This window comes from Cryobacterium sp. MDB2-A-1, from assembly GCF_004402675.1.
Classification (GTDB): domain Bacteria; phylum Actinomycetota; class Actinomycetes; order Actinomycetales; family Microbacteriaceae; genus Cryobacterium; species Cryobacterium glucosi.
Window position 1 is genome coordinate 73,510 of record NZ_SOFK01000009.1, and the last position, 19,017, is coordinate 92,526.

16 protein-coding genes are annotated in these 19,017 nt (G+C 69.6%); 7 read left to right on the forward strand and 9 right to left on the reverse strand.

What is annotated here, in order from left to right; all coding sequences use genetic code 11:
- Window positions 1-93 precede the first annotated feature (93 nt).
- From E3O39_RS01070 to E3O39_RS01095, 6 genes are read left to right on the forward strand one after another with little or no spacing between them, the layout of a single operon-like run.
- Window positions 94-579 (forward strand): NADH-quinone oxidoreductase subunit B family protein, encoded by a 486-nt coding sequence (locus E3O39_RS01070; protein ID WP_134449608.1) that lies wholly within the window; start codon window positions 94-96, stop codon window positions 577-579.
- On the forward strand, window positions 576-2,594 hold the full coding sequence (locus E3O39_RS01075) for a proton-conducting transporter membrane subunit (RefSeq protein ID WP_134449607.1): 2,019 nt from the start codon (window positions 576-578) through the stop codon (window positions 2,592-2,594). The genes E3O39_RS01070 and E3O39_RS01075 overlap by 4 nt, the downstream gene beginning before the upstream one ends.
- Window positions 2,594-3,592: a respiratory chain complex I subunit 1 family protein gene (locus tag E3O39_RS01080; RefSeq protein WP_134449606.1), complete on the forward strand. Its 999-nt coding sequence runs from the start codon at window positions 2,594-2,596 to the stop codon at window positions 3,590-3,592. The genes E3O39_RS01075 and E3O39_RS01080 overlap by 1 nt, the downstream gene beginning before the upstream one ends.
- Window positions 3,593-3,600: 8 nt before the next feature.
- Window positions 3,601-4,257 (forward strand): hypothetical protein, encoded by a 657-nt coding sequence (locus E3O39_RS01085; RefSeq protein WP_134449605.1) that lies wholly within the window; start codon window positions 3,601-3,603, stop codon window positions 4,255-4,257.
- Complete coding sequence (locus E3O39_RS01090; protein ID WP_198413340.1) at window positions 4,257-5,975, forward strand: proton-conducting transporter membrane subunit; 1,719 nt, start codon at window positions 4,257-4,259, stop codon at window positions 5,973-5,975. Before E3O39_RS01085 ends, E3O39_RS01090 begins: the two co-directional genes overlap by 1 nt.
- Window positions 5,975-7,552, forward strand: coding sequence for an NADH-quinone oxidoreductase subunit C (locus E3O39_RS01095; RefSeq protein ID WP_198413341.1), 1,578 nt, complete (start codon window positions 5,975-5,977; stop codon window positions 7,550-7,552). The genes E3O39_RS01090 and E3O39_RS01095 overlap by 1 nt, the downstream gene beginning before the upstream one ends.
- 30 nt (window positions 7,553-7,582) lie before the next feature.
- Here the strand turns inward: E3O39_RS01095 and E3O39_RS01100 are convergent, their stop codons facing one another.
- The 4 genes from E3O39_RS01100 to E3O39_RS01115 form a co-directional block, all read right to left on the reverse strand.
- Window positions 7,583-7,918, reverse strand: a complete 336-nt coding sequence (locus tag E3O39_RS01100) for a helix-turn-helix transcriptional regulator (protein WP_134449604.1) — start codon at window positions 7,916-7,918, stop codon at window positions 7,583-7,585.
- Between the two features lie 143 nt (window positions 7,919-8,061).
- Window positions 8,062-10,344: a polyribonucleotide nucleotidyltransferase gene (locus tag E3O39_RS01105; RefSeq protein WP_134449603.1), complete on the reverse strand. Its 2,283-nt coding sequence runs from the start codon at window positions 10,342-10,344 to the stop codon at window positions 8,062-8,064.
- Between the two features lie 142 nt (window positions 10,345-10,486).
- Window positions 10,487-11,407, reverse strand: coding sequence for a dihydroorotate oxidase electron transfer subunit (locus E3O39_RS01110; RefSeq protein WP_198413342.1), 921 nt, complete (start codon window positions 11,405-11,407; stop codon window positions 10,487-10,489).
- Complete coding sequence (locus E3O39_RS01115) at window positions 11,404-12,399, reverse strand: dihydroorotate dehydrogenase (protein ID WP_241984931.1); 996 nt, start codon at window positions 12,397-12,399, stop codon at window positions 11,404-11,406. Before E3O39_RS01115 ends, E3O39_RS01110 begins: the two co-directional genes overlap by 4 nt.
- 157 nt (window positions 12,400-12,556) lie before the next feature.
- On the opposite strand from E3O39_RS01115, the gene E3O39_RS01120 reads away from it, so the two are divergent.
- A complete protein-coding gene (locus tag E3O39_RS01120) occupies window positions 12,557-14,257 on the forward strand; it encodes an alpha-glucosidase (protein WP_304990098.1) in 1,701 nt (566 codons plus the stop codon).
- A gap of 118 nt (window positions 14,258-14,375) precedes the next feature.
- On the opposite strand, the gene E3O39_RS01125 is transcribed toward E3O39_RS01120, so the two are convergent.
- The 5 genes from E3O39_RS01125 to E3O39_RS19245 all read right to left on the reverse strand — a co-directional run bounded on the left by E3O39_RS01125 (window position 14,376) and on the right by E3O39_RS19245 (window position 18,958).
- On the reverse strand, window positions 14,376-15,908 hold the full coding sequence (locus E3O39_RS01125; RefSeq protein ID WP_134449600.1) for an amino acid permease: 1,533 nt from the start codon (window positions 15,906-15,908) through the stop codon (window positions 14,376-14,378).
- Window positions 15,909-15,970: 62 nt separating this feature from the next.
- Complete coding sequence (locus E3O39_RS01130) at window positions 15,971-16,948, reverse strand: NAD(P)-dependent alcohol dehydrogenase (protein WP_134449599.1); 978 nt, start codon at window positions 16,946-16,948, stop codon at window positions 15,971-15,973.
- A complete protein-coding gene (locus E3O39_RS01135) occupies window positions 16,945-17,229 on the reverse strand; it encodes a helix-turn-helix transcriptional regulator (protein ID WP_134449598.1) in 285 nt (94 codons plus the stop codon). Before E3O39_RS01135 ends, E3O39_RS01130 begins: the two co-directional genes overlap by 4 nt.
- Complete coding sequence (locus tag E3O39_RS01140; RefSeq protein ID WP_134449597.1) at window positions 17,223-17,651, reverse strand: hypothetical protein; 429 nt, start codon at window positions 17,649-17,651, stop codon at window positions 17,223-17,225. Before E3O39_RS01140 ends, E3O39_RS01135 begins: the two co-directional genes overlap by 7 nt.
- A 122-nt stretch (window positions 17,652-17,773) precedes the next feature.
- A complete protein-coding gene (locus tag E3O39_RS19245; protein ID WP_241984932.1) occupies window positions 17,774-18,958 on the reverse strand; it encodes a DUF4232 domain-containing protein in 1,185 nt (394 codons plus the stop codon).
- Between the last annotated feature and the right edge of the window lie 59 nt (window positions 18,959-19,017).

Here is a 19,017-nt window from a genome sequence, read left to right on the forward strand (position 1 = left end):
CCGCCCCGCACCGCGCAGTGTCCACAATCTATTTGATAAATTCATCATATAGGTATATAAAGAAGTAATGATGTTTAGTGGCGTAGACCCCCGGTGAGCGTCACCAGACTGACCTCCCTCATCCGTCGCAGCGGGCGGATCGCAGAGCCGGCCCCGCAGGCCCCCGCCCTCTTCCCCGGCGCCGGGATCTTCGGCGGCAGCATCCAGGTGCGCTTCATCAATGCCGGCGGCTGCAACGACTGCGCCCAGGAAGTCGCCAGTGCCTTCGGCCCGGTCTACGACGTCGAGCGCTACGGCGTGCGGCTCGTCGCCTCGCCTCGGCATGCTGACGTGCTGCTGATCTGCGGTTCGGTGACCAGGAACATGATCGAACCGCTTCGGCGCACGGTCGTCGCGACCCCCACCCCCCGTTTCGTCGTCGCCGTCGGCGACTGCGCGATCACCGGTGGCGTCTTCGCCGACGGCTACGGTGTCGCCGGCCCGGTGTCCGACTTCGTGCACGTCGACCTCGTTGTCCCCGGTACTCCGCCGGAGCCTGCCGCCATCGTCGAAGCCCTCCGACGGATGACCGGGCGATGAACGCCGTCCAGTCCGGCCTCGTCGTCCAGGCCCTGCTCGCGCTCGCCGCCGTTGCGACCGGCCTGCTCAGTCCCGTCTCGTGGCGGTCCCGCGCGACCGGCGCGCTCTGCGCCCTCCTCGGCGTCGCCGGCATCGTCACGGGGGCCGCAGCGCTCGGCGGGGCGAACGGCGCCCTGACCATCCCGCTCGCTCTCCCGATCGATCCCCTCGTGCTCTCCCCTGACCGGCTCGGCGGCCTCTTCATGATCGTCGTCTCCGCGGTCGGCGCCCTCGTCTCCCTCTTCGGGATCGGCTCGGCCCGCGGCGCGGAGGCCTCACGCACTTCCTGGGCGGCCATGGCCGTCTTCCTCGGCGGCATGCAGCTCGTTCCCGCCGCGACCGACGTCGTGTCCTTCCTGCTCCTCTGGGAGATCATGACCCTCGGCTCCACCGTGCTCCTCCTCGCCGACCACGCGAGCCGGAGCACCGTCTACTCCGCCGCGATCTGGTACTCGGCGATGTCCCAGCTGAGCTTCTTCTTCGTGCTCGCCGGCTTCGGCGTGCTCGTGGCCGCCACCGGCGGTACCGGCTTCCAGACGCTCGCGACCGTGCCGACCGATTCCTGGCCGGCGAACCTCGCGTTCGTCCTCCTCCTGCTCGGCTTCGGCGGCAAGGCGGAGCTCGTCCCGCTGCACGTCTGGGTTCCCCGGGTGCTGCCCGAGGCGCCGAGCCACGTCGCCGCGGCGATGAGCGGCGCAATGGTCAAGATCGGCGTCTACGGCGCGCTCCTCGTCTGCGTGCGCCTGCTGCCCTCCGGTCCGCCGTGGTGGGGCGTGCTCATCCTCGTGCTCGGCGGTGTGTCCGCCGTGTACGGCATCCTGCAGGCCTCCGTCGCGAGCGACCTCAAGGTGCTGCTGGCCTACTCGACCACAGAGAACATGGGGCTCGTCTTCCTCGGCCTCGGGGCATCCGTGTTGCTGCGCAGTTACAACGCGACGGCCGCCGCAGACGCCGCCCTCGTCGCGGCCCTTCTGCTCATGGTGAGCCACGCCGCCTTCAAGACGACCCTTTTCCTCGGTGCCGGCGCCGTCGCGCACGCGACCGGCGAGCTCAACCTCGACCGCCTCGGCGGCCTGGGCAAACGGATGCCGTGGACGGCAGGCACGTTCGGCCTCGCCAGTCTCGGCGCGGCATCGCTCCCGATCACGAGCGGCTTCGTCGCCGAGTGGATGCTGCTGCAGGCGCTGATCCACGGTGCCCGGCTCGACGGTGAGGTCGTCTCCGTCGCCGCGTCGATCGCGATGCCGCTCGCCGTCGCCGTGCTCGCCCTCACCGCGGGACTCGCACTGCTGACCTTCGTCAAGGCATACGGCATCGCATTCCTGGCCCGGCCGCGCTCCCGGAAGGCGAGCATCGCCCGCGAGGTGCCCTGGGTGATGCGCGTCCCCCTCGTGCTCGGCGCCCTCGCCGTCGTCGGCCTCGGGCTCATGCCCGGCCCGCTCGCCGCGGCCATCGCCGCGGCCGTCGGCCCCGTCATCGTTCCCGACGTGCACACCGTCGGCCTCGCCGGCGTCAGCCTCTCCGGAATCGACGCTGTGCTCGACCCGGGCACCCTCGTCATCCTCGCGGGACTCGTCCTCGTGCCGATCCTCGTCATCGTCGCCCTCGGCGCCCGGCGCCACCCCACCCGGGTGGACCCGCTGCCCTGGGCCGGTGGCGGCTCGAGGCTCCGGCCCCGGATGCAGTACACCGCGACCTCATACGCCGAACCACTCGTGCGGGTCTTCGACGACGTGCTGCGTCCGTCGCGCGACGTCGAGGTCACCCATGTCGGCGAGTCCAGGTACCTCGTCGAGAAGGTGCACGTCGAACAGACCGTCTCCGACGTGATCGAGACCCGGCTCTACCGGCCGGTCCTGAACGCGGCCCAACGCTTCGGCCTCGCCGCCCGGCGCGCACAGGACGGCAGCATCCACCGCTACCTCGGCTATTCGTTCGCCGCCCTGCTCGTCGTGCTGATCGCGGTGTCGCTGTGATGCGCGTGGGCACGGGCGCTGCGGCGCACGCGGTCGAGCTGACCTGGGCCGGCATCGGGGCCCCCATCCTGATGGCCGTGCTGCAACTCGCGCTCTTCGTCTTCCTGGCCCCGCTGCTGATCGGCGTGATCCGCCAGGTGCGCGCCCGGCTCGAGGGCCGCGCGGGAGCCGGAATCTGGCAGCCCTGGCGCGACGTGCGGAAGCTCCTCGCCAAGGAGCCTGTGCACGCGGCGGACTCGAGCTGGATGCTGTCGGTCGGCCCGATCGTGCTGCTCGTCTCGAGCCTGCTGCTCTGCGTGCTGCTCCCCCTCGTCGGCACCCTCGCGCTTCCTCTCATCCCGAGCGACCTCTTCGTGATCGTCTCTGTCATGCTGATCGGCGTCGTCGCGCTCGCCCTCGTCGGGCTCGACGGCGGCACCGCATTCGGCGGGATGGGCTCGAGCAGGCACATGACGGTCGCCGCCCTCGTCGAGCCGACCCTGCTGCTCTCGATCTACGCCCTCTCGATCCCGGCGGGCAGTTCGACGCTGTCGCTGATCGTGCAGACCCGGCTCCAGACGCCCGCCGTGATCATCTCCCCCGTGAGCCTGCTCGCGATGGTCGCCCTCGCGATCGCGATCATGGCCGAGACGAGCCGGCTGCCCATCGACAACCCCTCGACGCACCTCGAACTCACGATGCTGCACGAGGCCATGGTGCTCGAAAGCTCCGGGCGCGACCTGGCCTGGCTCGAACTGGGCTCCTGGCTCAAGCTCGCCGCCCTGCTCGGCCTGCTCGGCAACCTCATCGTGCCGTGGGGCGTGCTCACCGACTTCACCGTGCCCGGTCTCCTCCTCGGCGCCGTCGCAGTCGCCGCCAAGGTGCTCGCCCTGGGCACCGCGCTGAGCGTCGGCGAGGTCTTCCTCGCCAAGGCGCGCCTGTTCAGCGTGCCCGAGCTGCTCGCGGGGTCGTTCGCCCTCGCCCTGCTCGCCGTCACCGCCTCCTACCTGGTCGCTTAGGAGCATCCGTGTTCGAAACCACCTACCCGCAACTCATCGGCCTCTGCACCGGCACGCTGCTGCTCACGAGCGCGCTGATGGTCTGGCGGCACTCGATGCTCGCCTCGATCCGCCTGCTCGCCGTACAGGGCCTCGCCCTCGCCGCGCTCGTCGCCGTGATCGGCGTGCAGAAGGGCGAGCTCGAGGTCATCCTCGTCGCCGTGCTCGTGCTGCTCGTCAAGGGCCTCGGCCTGCCGTGGGTGCTCGCCCACGAGTCGAAGGCGACGACCCGAACGGATGAGGCCCCGCGCCTGAACCCGACGGCCTCGCTCCTGACCGTCGCCCTGCTCACGATCCTCGCCTACGTGGTCTCGAGCCGGGTGCTGGCCAGGGACACGAGCGTGTCCGCGCACGCCGCGCCGATCGGGCTCGCGATGGTGCTGATCGGCTTCCTGCTGCTCGTCACCCGCAGGCAGGCGCGGTCGCAGCTGATCGGCTTCCTCGTACTCGACAACGGCATCGCGACCGTCGCCTTCCTGACGAGCGGCGGCGTCCCGCTCGTGCTCGAGCTCGGCATCTCCCTCGACGTGCTCCTCGTCGTGATGATCCTCTACGTCTTCGCGGGGCGGATGCACAACAAGTTCGGCAATACGGACATCGACCAGCTGAGAAAGTTGCATGACTGATGGCCCCGTCCCTGTCCTTCGCCCTCTGGACCCCGCTCGCCCTCCCGGTGCTCTTCGCGCTCCTGAGCCTCACGGTGCCGTCCCCGCGGCTGCGCCGGCTCGGTCCGATCGCCTCGAGCGTGTCCGTGCTCGCCTCCGGGGTGATCCTCATCGTCGCCGTGCTGCACAACCAGGTGCCGACGCTCGGCGGCGTGCTCCGCGCCGACGCCCTCTCGGCCTACCTGCTCACGGTCGTCGGAGCCATCGGCCTCGTCTCGACCTGGGGCGGACTCGGCGGCGGCGGCCACTCCCAGACTCCCGCGCGCTGGGCGGGCTCCTACGACGGCCTGATCTCGGTGTTCCTCGCCGCCATGTCACTCGCCGTCGTCGCAGACAACATCGGCCTGATGTGGGCCTCGATCGAGGCGACGACGATCACCACCGCGTTCCTGGTCGGCGCGCACCGCACCGGCAAGTCCCTCGAGGCCTCCTGGAAGTACGTGATCCTCGGCTCCGTCGGCGTCGCGATCGCCCTGCTCGGCATCCTGCTGATCTACGCAGCCTCCCGCGCCACCGGCGAGGCGACGCTGTCCTGGCTCGTGCTCAGTCAGCCGGGCCTGCCCCTCGACCCCGCACTCGTCCGTGCCGGCGGCGCCCTCGCTGTGCTCGGCTTCGCGACCAAGGCCGGCCTCGCACCGATGCACAGCTGGCTACCGGATGCCCACAGCCAGGCGCCCGCGCCGGTGTCCGGCCTGATGAGCGGCGTTCTGCTCGCGGTCGCCCTGTACGCGATCCTGCGGGTGCAGACCATCACGGACGCCGTGATCGGCCCGGACTTCCTCCGGGCGATGCTGAGCGTGGCCGGCCTGCTCTCCCTGTTCGTCGCCGCCGCCCTGCTGATCAGCCAGCGCGACTTCAAGCGGATGCTCGCATACTCGAGCATCGAGCACATGGGCCTGATGGCGATCGGCGCCGCGGTCGGCGCCGCCGCCCTGCCGGCCGTGCTGCTCTACATGCTCGGCCACGGACTCGTGAAGGCGACGCTCTTCGTCGTCTCCGGCCGGATCCTCGAGGTCGAGGGCACACCGACGATCGCCAACGTCCGGGCGCTGCTCGTGCGCCGCCCAGGGCTGGCGATCCCGTGGCTCGTCGCGATGGCGGCGCTCGTCGGATTTCCCCCCTTCAGCATCTTCTTCTCCGAGGTGGGCATCATCCTCGCCGGCTGGTCCGCAGGCATGGGCGTCGTCGTCGGCATCGCCCTCGTCCTCCTACTCGTGATCTTCGCGAGCCTCACCCGGCTCACCGTCGCGCTCACCATCGGTTCCCCGCACGACGCCCTCGACCACACCCCGCCGATCCTGCCGAAGCAGGTGACCCCGCGCGCGACCGCGCCGGGGGACGAATCGGACGCGGACCGCGAAGCCACGGTCCTGTCCCGCCGCGAGGCGGAGGCCGGGATCGACGGTGCCGGAGTCGTGAACGGTGTCGCTCACGTCGCTGACGGCGGGAACGGTCCTGAACCGTTCCCGATGACCTCCAACATCCGCGTGGCCGCTCCGTTCCCCGACACCGTCGCCGTGACCGTCGTCGACGTCGTCGTCGCGCCGGACCGCTCGACCCACGGCCCGCTGCTCCCCCTCGTGCTCGCCCTCGCCACCTGCGCCGTCGTTCCCTTCATCGCGAACCCGGTCGGCGTGCTGCTCGTGCGCGCCGCCGCCGTACTGGGAGGAGCCCACTGATGACCAACCGCGACACGCCTGACCTGAATTCGGCGACGCCCGGCCCACCGATCCCCCACGCACCGGTCCCCCACGCTCCGGTCATGCCGGCGGCCCCGGCCCGGCCCGAGATCCGGGTGCTCGTCCGCGACCGGCTGCGGCAGGAGGCATCCGCCCTGCTGGACAGCGGCAACCGGCTCGCGATGATCGCCTGCCATGACGACGGAGACGCCCTGCGCGTCGTCTACTCGTTCGCGGGCGTCTTTCCCCGCCGGCAGGTCGACCTCGTCGTTCCGGTGCCGTACACCGACGCCTGGGTGCCGAGCATCGCCGACCTGTCCTACCCGGCCGGCAACTTCGAGCGCGGGATGCGGGACCTGTACGGCGTACGCCCGGCCGACCACCCGCAGCCGTACCGGCTCGTGCGGCACGGGCACTGGCCGCGCGGCTGGTACCCGATGCGCCGCGGCGCGCGGGTGACCCCCCGGTTCGAGCCGGACGTCGAGTCCTTCCCCTTCGTCGAGGTCGAGGGACCCGGCGTCTACGAGATCGCCGTCGGCCCGATCCACGCCGGGATCATCGACCCCGGCCACTTCCGGTTCTCCGTCGTCGGCGAGACGATCGTGCGCATGGAGGCCCGCCAGTGGTACATGCACCGCGGCGTCGAGCGGCTCTTCGAGGGCCGCAGGCCGGCCGATGGCCTCGAGCTCGCCGAGCAGGTCACCGGGGACACCGTCGTCGGGCACTCCCTCGCGTACTGCATGGCCGTCGAGGCCGCTGCGGGCATCGAGGTCCGCGAGACCGACCGGCTGCTGCGCGCCCTCCTGCTCGAACTCGAGCGGATCTACAACCACGTCTCCGACCTCGGCTCGCTCGCGAACGACGTCGGCTTCGGGATCGTGCACTCGCACACCCAGCGGCTGCGTGAGACGCTCCTGCGCCTCAACAAGACCGTCACGGGCCAGCGCTTCCTGCGCGGCGGCGTGCGGATCGGCGGCGCCCGGGTGCTCAGCCTGCCGGACCCCGAGGTGCTCCGCGGCGTGGCCGCAGACATGCAGGAGATCATCGCGATCACCCTCGGCCACGCGATCGTGCGCGACCGGTTCACCGGAACGGCGCCGCTGTCCGGCGCCCAGGCCCGCGCGATCGGCACCCTCGGTTACGTCGCGAGGGCGTCGGGGATCGACGCGGACTCCCGCAGGGACCACCCGTTCGTCGACCTCGGCCCGGCGTTCCACGTCGTCACCGAGACCGGCGGGGACGTGCTCGCCCGGTACCGGGTGCGCGCGGGCGAATTCGCGGTCTCGATGGCCGTGGTCATCGACCTCGTGGCGCGCCTCGGAGAGCACCTCGGCAGCGGCACCACGGTCGACCCGGCCGGGCCCGGCACCGGGCTGGCCTTCGTCGAGGGCTGGCGCGGAAGCATCTGCCACCGGGTCGAGCTCGGAGCCGGCGGTGTGCTCAGCCGGGTCAAGATCGTCGACCCCTCGTTCTTCAACTGGCCGGCGCTGCCCGTCGCGCTCGCGGACACGATCGTGCCCGACTTCCCGCTCGTCAACAAGAGCTTCAACCAGTCCTACGCAGGCAACGACCTCTGATACCCGCCCGCCGTCGCGAAGCGGATGCCGCTAGCGCTCGTCCTGCTCGATCGTGCGGAGGAGCGCGTGGGAGTCTTCGAGACTCGCGACCAGCATCCGCTTCGCAACGGTGAGCAGTTCGGCGACGCCGGCGTCACGGACCGCGTAGAAGATGGTGTTGCCCTCACGGCGGGTGACGACCACGCCGGCGCGGCGCAGCACACCGAGTTGCTGGGAGAGGTTGGAGAGCTCGGAGCCGAGCACCTCCGCGAGGCTGCCGACCGAGCGTTCGCCGCCGACGAGCTGTTCGAGCACTTGCACGCGCAGCGGATGCCCCAGCGACTTGAACAATTCGGCCTTGAGCTGGGCCATGGGCAATCCGGTCATCGGCACCGTTTGATTATATCGCCAATTTATAATGTTCTCAAATAGGTGGGGCTGGGCACGGAAAAGGCCCGCCCTGCCGAAGCAGAACGGGCCTTCCGTCTAACCGACTAACCTGGCGAGAGGTTGTCGGCAGAACCCTAAGACTACGCCTCGGTGGACACCGATGCGACCTCGACGACGGATTCGGCGGACGCCGACTCGTCTTCGAGGACCGGGGCGAGCGACAGCTTGCCACGGTCGTCGATCTTGGTGATCTCGACGAGGACCTTCTGGCCGACTCCGAGCACGTCTTCGACGTTCTCGACGCGCTTGCCACCGGCGAGCTTGCGGACCTCGCTGATGTGCAGCAGGCCGTCCTTGCCGGGGAGGAGCGAGACGAAGGCGCCGAACGCGGCGATCTTCACGACGGTTCCGAGGAACTGCTCGCCGACCTCCGGGTTGGTCGGGTTCGCGATCGCGTTGACCTGGGCACGGGCGGCCTCCGCCGAGGGGCCGTCCACGGCGCCGATGTACACGGTGCCGTCTTCCTCGATCGAGATGTCTGCGCCGGTCTCGTCCTGGATCGCGTTGATCGTCTTGCCCTTCGGGCCGATCAGCTCGCCGATCTTGTCGACGGGGATCTGGACGCTGATCACGCGGGGCGCGGTCGGTGCCATCTCGTCGGGCTTGTCGATGGCGGCGTTCAGCACGGCGAGGATGGTCGTACGAGCATCCTTGGCCTGCGTGAGCGCACCGGCGAGCACAGAGGCGGGGATGCCGTCGAGCTTGGTGTCGAGCTGGATCGCGGTGACGAACTCGCTCGTGCCTGCGACCTTGAAGTCCATGTCGCCGAGGGCGTCTTCCGCACCGAGGATGTCGGTCAGGGCCGCGTAGCGGGTCTTCCCGTCAACGGTGTCGGAGATGAGGCCCATCGCGATGCCCGCGACCGGGGCGCGCAGCGGCACACCGGCGTTGAGCAGGGACAGGGTGGACGCACAGACGGAACCCATCGAGGTCGAGCCGTTGGAGCTCAGCGCCTCGGAGACCTGACGGATGGCGTACGGGAACTCCTCGCGCGACGGCAGCACGGGGACCAGGGCACGCTCAGCGAGCGCTCCGTGGCCGATCTCGCGACGCTTCGGCGTGCCGACCCGGCCGGTTTCACCGGTGGAGTACGGCGGGAAGTTGTAGTTGTGCATGTAGCGCTTCTTGGTGACCGGGCTCAGGGAGTCGATCGTCTGCTCGAGCTTGAGCATGTTCAGCGTCGTGACACCCAGGATCTGGGTCTCGCCGCGCTGGAAGATCGCCGAACCGTGCACGCGGGGGATGATCGCGACCTCGGCGTCGAGCGGGCGGATGTCCGCAAGCCCACGGCCGTCGATGCGGATGCCCTCGTTGAGCACGCGGGAGCGCACGACGAGCTTGGTGACCGACTTGTACGCGGCGGAAACCTGGCCTGCTGCGCTCGCGTCGAGCTCGCCGGCTTCGATCTTCGCGGCGATCGCCGTCTTGACGCTCGCCTTGAGGGCGTCGTCAGCGTTCTGACGGTCGACCTTGTCGGCGATCTGGTAGACGTTCTTCAGCTCGTCATAGGCGAGCGCGGCAACGGCGTCGTAGGTGGCGGGCACGTACGGCGGGAACACCGGGTAGTTGCCTGTCGGCTTCGCGGCCGCGGCTGCGACCTTCTGCTGCGCCTCGATGAGCTGCTTGATGAAGGGCTTCGAGGCTTCGATGCCCTCGGCGATGACCTCTTCGTTCGGCTTGATGGCGCCGCCCTGGATCAAGGTCCAGGCGTTGTCGGTGGCTTCGGCCTCGATCATCATGATCGCGACGTCTTCGCTGCCATCGGCATCCGTCACGACGCGGCCGGCGACGACCATGCTGAACACGGCCTCTTCAACCTGCGAGTGCTTCGGGAACGCGACCCACTGGCCGGAGCCGTTCTGGTCGGGGATGAGGGCGACGCGGACGCCACCGATCGGGCCGGAGAACGGCAGGCCGGCGATCTGGGTCGACATCGACGCGGCGTTGATCGCCAGCACGTCGTAGTACTCGTCCGGCGCGATGGCGAGGACGGTGACGACGACCTGGATCTCGTTGCGGAGTCCGTCGACGAACGACGGGCGCAGCGGCCGGTCGATCAGGCGGCAGGTGAGGATCGCCTCGGTCGACGGGCGACCTTCGCGACGGAAGAAGCTGCCCGGGATGCGGCCGGCAGCGTACATACGCTCCTCGACATCGATGGTCAGCGGGAAGAAGTCGAAGTTTTCCTTGGGCTGCTTGCTCGCGCTCGTGGCGGACAGCAGCATCGTCTCTTCGTCGATGTATGCGGCGGCAGAGCCCTGCGCCTGCTGGGCGAGACGGCCGGTCTCGAAGCGGATCGTGCGAGTGCCGTACTTGCCGTTGTCAATAACGGTTTCGGCGAACGTGATTTCTGGACCCTCCATATGGGGGTTCTCTCCTTTTGTGTTTGCTTCTCGCCATTCCGGCGATGAAGACTTGCGCACCCGTATGGCGCGCAAGGCGTGCGGACAATCCATAGATTGGCCTCGCCAAGTCTAACAGAGCGCTCTTGCTCCGGATCTGCGCTTAAACGGCGGCGTCGAAGACCGGGCCGTCGACGCAGACGAGGGGACCCTCGACCGCGGGATCCGTGCGGACGGGGGCCGCGCATCCGTGGCAGTAGCCGAGCCCGCACGCCATGTGCGCCTCGAGGGAGGCCTGCACGGGCACGCCCCATTCGGCGCCGAGTTCTGCGGCGAGCCGGGTGAGCACGCCGGCGCCGCAGACGAAGACGACGTCGGGCGGACCGGCGGCGAACTCGCGGCGCAGGAGAGCCCCGAGTGCGGGAAGGTCGGCGGTGCCCTCCGCGTCGGTGACCGGGATGAAGCGCGCACCGAGTTCGGCGCATTCGGCGGAGCCGATGAGGCTCCCCCTGGTGCGTCCGCTCGCGACGAGCGTCGCCTCGATGCCGCGGGCCGCCGCATCCTCGACCGAACCCATCACGGCGCACACGCCGACGCCGCGGCCGATCATCAGCGCCCGGCGGGTTCCGGACGGGAACTCGAAGCCGCGGCCGAGCGGCCCGGTCACGAGCAGCCGCTGCCCCGGGTTGACCGCGGCGAGTGCGGTCGTGCCGCGGCCGGCGACGCCGTAGATGACCTCGATCGTGCCTCGCTCGGGGTTCCGGCGGTGGATCGCCATCGGGCGTGGCAGCAGGATCCGCTCTCCACCGTGCGGCGGGACCGTGATCATCAGGAACTGCCCGGCGAGCGCGGTTGCCGCGATCGTGCCGCAGGACAGGGTGAGCCGGTGGTAGCGCTCGCGCACGACCTCGTGATTGACAACCGTCGCGTCGTCCCAGACCGGCTCGGGGCGCGGCCCGGCCTCTGCGGGGCGCACGGACAACAGGCCGTCGAGGGCTGCGGCATCCGCTGCGGCGAAGGCGGCCTGCCTGGCGAGCGCCGCCCGGGTCTCCGCAGCGGTCGGCGGGGTCTTCATCGGGCTCATTGGGCTCTCCAGAGGTCGATGAGATCGCGGATGCCGGTGACCCGGTCGTCCGCGCAGCGCTGCTGCAGGGTGCGCACGATCTCGACCATCGCGAACGGGCGGGCGAAACTGGCGGTGCCGACCTGCACGGCGGACGCACCGACCGAGAAGTAGTCGAGGGCGTCGTCCGCGGTCTCGATGCCGCCGCAGGCGATCACCGGGATGTCGACGGAGCGGGCGGCGAGCCAGACCAGCCGGAGCACGATCGGCCGGATCGACGGCCCGGAGAGGCCGCCGATGACGTTGCCGATCGCGGGGGCGCGGGTGTACGCCTCGAGCGGCAAGGCGGGGATCGAGTTGGCGACGCAGACGGCGTCTGCGCCTGCTGCCTGGGCCGCCTGGGCGCACTCGGCGATCGAGGAGGCGAGGACAGGGAGCTTGACGATGATCGGCTTGTCGGTCTCGAGCCGCACCGCGGCGACCGCGCTCTCGATGGCGTCCGGGTCCGAGCCGATGTCGGTGCCGTCGCGGTCGAGGTTGGGGCACGAGACGTTGAGCTCGAAGGCGTCGCCTGCCGTGCCGAGGTCGTGCACGACGGGGGCGTACCCGGCAGGCCGGTGCGCGCCGACGCTGATGATCACGGGCGGGCCGAGGGCGGCGTAGCGCGGGTGCAGTTCGGCGAGGTAGCCGGCGGCGCCGCGGCTCGGGATGCCGACGCTGTTGACCATGCCGGCCCGGATCTCGGTGAGCCGGTGCGCCGGGTTGCCGCCGCGCGGCACGCCGAAGACGGTCTTGGTCACGACGGCGCCGAGCTCGTCGACGGGGATGAGCCGGCCGAGGGCGGGTCCGAAACACCCGGAGGCGGGCATCATCGGGTTCCTGAGCCGCAGGCCGCCGATGCTGACGCTGAGGTCGACCGTGGCGACGGGGGCCGGGCGGGCGGCGAAGAAGGTGCGGCGGGCATCCGTCGTCGGCCGCGGGGTCTCGCTCAACTGGCCTACCTTCGGGTCCACGGGAGGGAATATCGTCCCGTTCCGCGGTCCAATTATCGCGTGCGTTTCCGTGGATGTTCAAATCAGCCGTTCGCCGCCGCCATCCTCGTCCTCCCCAGCCGCGCGGTCTAGGCTCGACCCCAGCGCCGGTCACCCGGCGCGAGGAAAGGATCCAGTCGTGACGAGCCCCACACCCGTGACCGATTCGATTGCCGGCCCCGGAGCCCCCTGGTGGACCTCGGGTGTCGTGTACCAGGTCTATCCGCGCAGCTTCGCGGATGCCGACGGTGACGGGATCGGTGACCTCGCCGGCATCCGCGGCAAGCTCGACTACCTCGCAGAGCTCGGGGCGGATGCCCTCTGGCTGTCCCCGGTGTACCCGTCTCCGCAGCACGACAACGGCTACGACATCAAGGACTACGAGGACATCGACTCCGTCTTCGGTGACCTCGCCCAGTTCGACCTGCTCGTCGCCGAGGCCCACGAGCGAGGGATCAGGATCGTGATGGATCTCGTGGTCAACCACACGAGCGATGAGCACCCCTGGTTCCTCGAGTCGAAGAGCAGCCTGACCAACCCGAAGAGGGACTGGTACTGGTGGCGCGAGCCGAACGCCTCGAACGGTCCGCCGAACGCGTGGGGCAGCTTCTTCAGCGGCCCGGCCTGGACCCTCGACGAGGCGACCGGCGAGTACTACCTGCACCTGTTCGCGGTGCAGCAGCCCGACCTCAACTGGGAGAACCCCGAGGTGCGGCAGGCCGTCTACGCGATGATGAACCGGTGGCTCGACCGCGGCGTCGACGGCTTCCGGATGGACGTGATCAACTTCATCGCCAAGCGGGTCGAGCTCGTCGACGGGCCCGCCCCGTCGCGGGACGCCTCCTGCCCGATGGGCCCGCAGATCCACGACTATCTGCAGGAGATGCACGCGGCCGTGTTCGCCGGGCGCCCCGGTGAGCACCTCACGGTCGGCGAGATGCCGGGGGTGACCACGGCGGACGCCGTGCTGTTCACCGACCCTGCCCGGCACGAGGTCGACATGATCTTCCAGTTCGAGCACGTCTCCCTCGACCAGGGCGCGAACAAGTTCGACGCCCTCCCCCTTGACCTGCCCGCGCTCAAGCGGAACCTCGCGCACTGGCAGACCGACCTCGCGGAGACCGGCTGGAACAGCCTCTACCTGAACAACCACGACCAGCCCCGTCTGGTGTCCCGGTTCGGCAACGACGCCGAGTACCGCTACGAGTCCGCCACCCTCTGGGCGCTCGTGCTGCACCTGCAGCGCGGTACCCCGTACATCTACCAGGGTGAGGAGATCGGGATGACGAACGTGCGGTTCGACTCCATCGCCGACTACCGCGACATCGAAACGCTCAACCACTACCGTGAGGCCGTCGAGGAGTTCGACCGGTCACCTTCAGGCGTTCTCGCCGGGGTGCACGCGATGGGCCGCGACAACGCCCGAACGCCCATGCAGTGGGATGCGTCGCCGAACGCGGGCTTCAGCACGGGAACGCCGTGGCTCGCGGTCAACCCGAACCACACCGGGATCAACGTCGCCGCCGACCGTTCGGGCGAGAGGAGCGTGTTCCGGTTCTACCAGGAACTGATCCGGCTCCGGCATGAGAACCCGGTCGTCGCCCTCGGCGACTTCGGGCTGCTCGAGCCCGATCACGGGCAGCTCTATGCCTTCACCCGCTCGCTGGCCGGTGAGACGCTCCTCGTCTTGGCCAACGCAGCGGATGCCCCCCTCGCCGCGCCGCTGCCCGCCTCGGTCGCCGCTCTACTCGCGACGGCCACCCGCGTCCTCGGCAACTACCCGGAGCAGGAGTCGGCAACCCTCCGCCCCTGGGAGGCCACCCTCTACCGCCTCCCCTAGGCGTCTTGCCCCCGCCCGGCCCGCGAGAGTACGAAAATGGCCCCTTCAGCCACACGGAAAGGGCCGAATTCGTACTCTCGCGGAACGGATTGGCGGAAAGGGTTCGTCGCGGGAGGGGTCAGTCGCGGAGCGAGTTCTCCTCGCGGACGGCCTCGGTGCGGACAGTCTCGTCGAACACGCGCTTGGCCTCGATGCCGACCACGGAGTGGCGGCGCCCGTAGGCGAAGTACACGGCGAGGCCGATCAGGAGCCACACCGCGAAGCGCACCCAGGTCAGGGTCGTGAGGTTCAGCATCAGCCAGAAGCACAGCACGGCCGAGAGGATCGGCAGGTACGGGGAGAAGGGCACCTTGAAGGCGCGCTTGAGGTCCGGCCGCTTCTTCCGCAGCACGATCACGGCGATGCTGACGAGCACGAACGCCGAGAGCGTTCCGATGTTGATCATTTCCTCGAGGACGCCCACGTTGGTGAGGCCGGCGATCAGCGCGACCGCCGTGCCCGCAATGATCTGCACCCGCGCCGGCGTGCCGCGCTTCGCCGAGGTGACGCTGAGGCCGCGGGGCAGCAGGCCGTCACGGCTCATGGCGAAGAGCACCCGGGACAGCCCGAGGAGCAGCACCATGATCACGGTCGTCAGGCCGATCAGGATGCCGACCGAGATGACCTCGGCGGCCCAGCCGGCTCCGACGGCGACGAAGGCCGTTGCGAGGGAGGCGTTCGGGTCCTGCGCGAGCACCGTGTACGGCACCATCCCGGTCAGTACGAGGCTGACGCCGAGGTAGAGCACGGTCACGATCGCGAGCCCTGCGAAGATCCCGCGCGGCAGGGTCTTCTGCGGGTTCTTGACTTCCTCGGCGCTCGTGGCGACGACGTCGAAGCCGATGAACGCGAAGAAGACGAGGGAGGCGCCCGCGAGCAGGCCGAAGAGGCCGTACTGGGCCGGGTGCGCACCGGTCATGAAGGAGAAGAGGGACTGCATCCAGACGTCGCCGTCTCCACCCGTCGTCGGGATAGCGGCGGGGATGAACGGCGAGTAGTTCGCCGGGTTGATGAAGAAGGCGCCGGCGACGATGACGAAGAGCACGATCGCGACCTTGAGGATCGTGAAGACGCTCGCGACCCGCGCGGAGAGCTTGGTGCCGAGCACGAGGAGAGTCGTGAAGATCGCGACGATGACGAAGGCGCCCCAGCTCACGTCGAGGCCGAGAATGTTGATGGTCGCCGGCACGTTCCAGTGCAGGAGTTCGAAGACGCTCGAGAGGTAGATGCCCCAGTACTTGGCGATCACGGCGGCCGCGGTGAGCATCTCGAGGATCAGGTCCCAGCCGATGATCCAGGCCAGGAGCTCGCCGAGGGTCGCATAGGTGAAGGTGTACGCCGAGCCGGCGACCGGCACCGCCGACGCGAACTCCGCGTAACACATGATCGCGAGGGCGCAGGTGAGGGCGGCGAGCAGGAACGCGAGCGTCACCGACGGGCCAGCGTAGCTGCCGGCCGCCTTTGCTCCGACCGAGAAGATCCCGGCGCCGACGGCAACGGCGACACCCATGACCATGAGGTCCCAGGTGCCGAGGGTGCGCTTGAGATTGTGGCCCTTTTCGAGGGAGTCGGCCATCGAGGCCTCAATGCTTTTGGTGCGCCAAATGCTCATAACAGGGGGATATCCATTTCGTTGGGTACCCGCCCAGCCTACGACTCCCCCTGTCCGGGGTCTCACGGAACGGTGACGACGACCTTCCCCCTGGCTTGTCCGGCGTGCTGGTAGCGGATGCCGTCTGCCGCATCCGCGAGGGGAAACGTCCGGTCGATCACGGGCCGGATGGTGCCGGCCTCGAGCAGTTTCCCGAGGGTCTCGAGGTCGTCGGCGCCCTCGGCGGAGACGACCCCGCGCAGGGTCTGCTTCACGAAGCCGGACAGCAGGAGGGCACGCAGCTGGCGGTCGATCCCGCCGAACACGGCGCCACCGCCCTCTCCGCCGACGATGACGAGGGTGCCGGTCGGGGTGAGCGCCCGGCGGAGCCGGGACAGGGTGGGATTTCCGGCAATGTCGAGGATCAGGTCCCAGGTGTTCCTTCCGTCCGCGAAGTCCTCGCGGGTGTAGTCGATCACCTGTGCGGCTCCGAGGGACCGGACGAGGTCGACCTTGCCGGTGCTGCAGACCCCGGTCACCGTCGCGCCGAGCGCCGTGGCGAGCTGGACGGCGAAGGTTCCGACGCCGCCGCCGGCGCCGATCACGAGGACCCTCTGGCCCGCCTCGACCTTCCCGGCGTCGCGGAGGGCGTGCAGGGCGGCGCACGCCGAGACGGGAACGGCGGCGGCCTCCACGAACCCGAGGTTCGCCGGTTTCGGGGCGAGCCGGTCGGCCGGGACCCGGGTGTACTCGGCGAACGATCCGGTGAGCGAGGTGCCGAACACCTCGTCGCCGACCCGGAACCGGGTCACGCCGGCCCCGACGGCCGCGACCGTTCCCGAGACATCCCGCCCGCGCACCCGGAGCTTCGGGGCCCGGAGCCCGAAACCGAACAGCCGGAGCAGGTAGGGACGCCCGGCCATCAGATGCCAGACGCCGGCGTCGATCCCGGCGGCCTGGACCCGGACGAGCACCTCGTCGGCTCCGACCTCCGGCTCGTCGATGTCCTCGAGGTGGAGGACGTCTGCGGAACCGTACTGATTCTGGACGAGGGCCTTCATGATTCTTCTCCTGACGGGGTGAGGGGCGGGGTGAGGGATGGCGTCGGGTACTGGAACACGTCGTCGAGCGGGACGCCGAAGGCGTGGGCGATCAGGAACGCCAGCTCGAGCGACGGCGAATAACGGCCCTGTTCGATGGCGATGATGGTCTGGCGGGTCACGCCGGTGCGGTCGGCGAGATCGGCCTGGGTCATCTCGCCGTGGGCGAAGCGGAGCCGCCTCATGTCGTTGGTGACCCGGGTCGGCTTCGCGGAGGTCGCTGACTTCGCCGGCCTCACCATTGGGGCAGGCCCCTCCGGTAGGCGACGAGCCGCGCGATTCCGCCGAGGACCGCCGAGAGCACGAACGCGAGGTACACCGCGTTGGCGATCCAGAAGTACGGCAGTTGCAGCAGGGCCATCAGGAGGGCGGCGACGCCGCCGATCACGACGAACGACTGGCCGACGGCGTCGCCGAACCTGGCGATCTCGCGGTCGCGCTGGTCAGCCTGCCCGGCGTCCCGCGGCGACAGGATCGAGACCAGGATGTCGAGCACGATCGACACGACGATGGCGCCGCCGATGGTCCAGAGCAGCGCAGGCACGTAGGGCACCTCAGGGAGAGGGATGCCGTCCTCCCGGATCAGGATGAAGCCGAGATAGGTCGCGTACGCGGCGATCGCGGTGCCGAGCCTGATCCAGGCTCGCTTTTCCAGGGCTGACATCGGACTCCTTGAGGGCCGTGAATCGGTGCGAAGTAAAGCTGACATGACTCAATGTAAAGAAAATCATACTTCGTGTCAAGGAAAAGCTACATCTTCGTTGCCGGCCCCCGGTTCGCGCCGGCTCAGTCCGATGCCCCGGTGAGGGACCACGCCGTGACGGAGACCTCTCCGCCGGCGACGATGTCGAGGGTGCTCGGCCAGGAGCCCCGATCGAGCCCGGGATACAGGGCCGCGTACAGCGTGTAGGTCACGGGCACGTCTGCGGTCGCCATGGCATCCCAGCCGAGTCGGGTGATGGCGAATCCGCCGGCCGGGACTTCGATGGGATGGGGGCCGTCGTCGGTGGTCATGAAGGAGCCGCCGTGCACGAGCGTGACGGCGAGGTAGGAGCCGGCCTGGTCCGCGAAGGCGAGATCGGGGTAGCCGTTGAGCGTGCACGGGACGTCGCTGAAGTTCATGGCCTGGATCGACACGGTGCGGTGTCCGGTCGCGGCATCGGGATCCCCGAGCAGCACCGCCGTGTCCTCCTTCGTGCACCATCCGACGGGAGCCACCGCCGCGTCGGGAGCAACGGTCGGCGGGGGCGTGACCTGGACATCCGGATCGGGGACGGCGCCGAGGGTGTTGCCGTCGGCGAGGGCGTTCTCCGCCGCGGCGTGGAGTCGCTCGGCGCGGCTTCCGAATCCCGCCCCGAGGCCGGAGAGGACCAGGACGGCGACCATGCTGCCACCGAGAACGGCGAGCGGGTGCCTGCGAAAGGGGCCGGTCGCGACGGGCGCAAGGGCGGCATCCGCGGTCGACCCGGTTGCGGAGGCGGGCACCCGGACCCGGCGCAGGGCGAGCAGGGCCGGCAACCAGCCCCAGGCGATCCCCCAGTATCCGCTGAGGAGCATGGACTCGCCGGCCGGATCGAGCACGAACGCCGCGCGCGACGGCGGGAATGCGGAGATGATCGCGCTGATCACCCACGGGAGGGTGGCAAGGAAGCCGGTCAGCACGGCCACGAACCAGAGGGCGAAGAACCGGGCGGCGCGGGATCCGTCCGTCCTGTCCACGATCAGGCGCGCCAGGACCAGGTAGACCACGAAGACGCCCGCCGCTGAGGCGAGCGGTGCCAGGCCGACCCACGGCCAGGACCAGAACCAGACGTTGCTCGGAACCGTCTCAGGAAGGAGGTGCTTCACGAAGGCGGTCGGGACGAGGCCGAACCAGGTCAGGAAGCCGAATGCGCCGGCGCACACGACCCACCATGCGGAGGCAACGAGGGCGGGAATCCAGAAAAATGGGCTGTGGCCGGGCCTTGTCATCATCCGAGCCTACGTCACTCCCCCGTCGACGGGCCCTCTCTGCGCTGGCGCGACCGGCG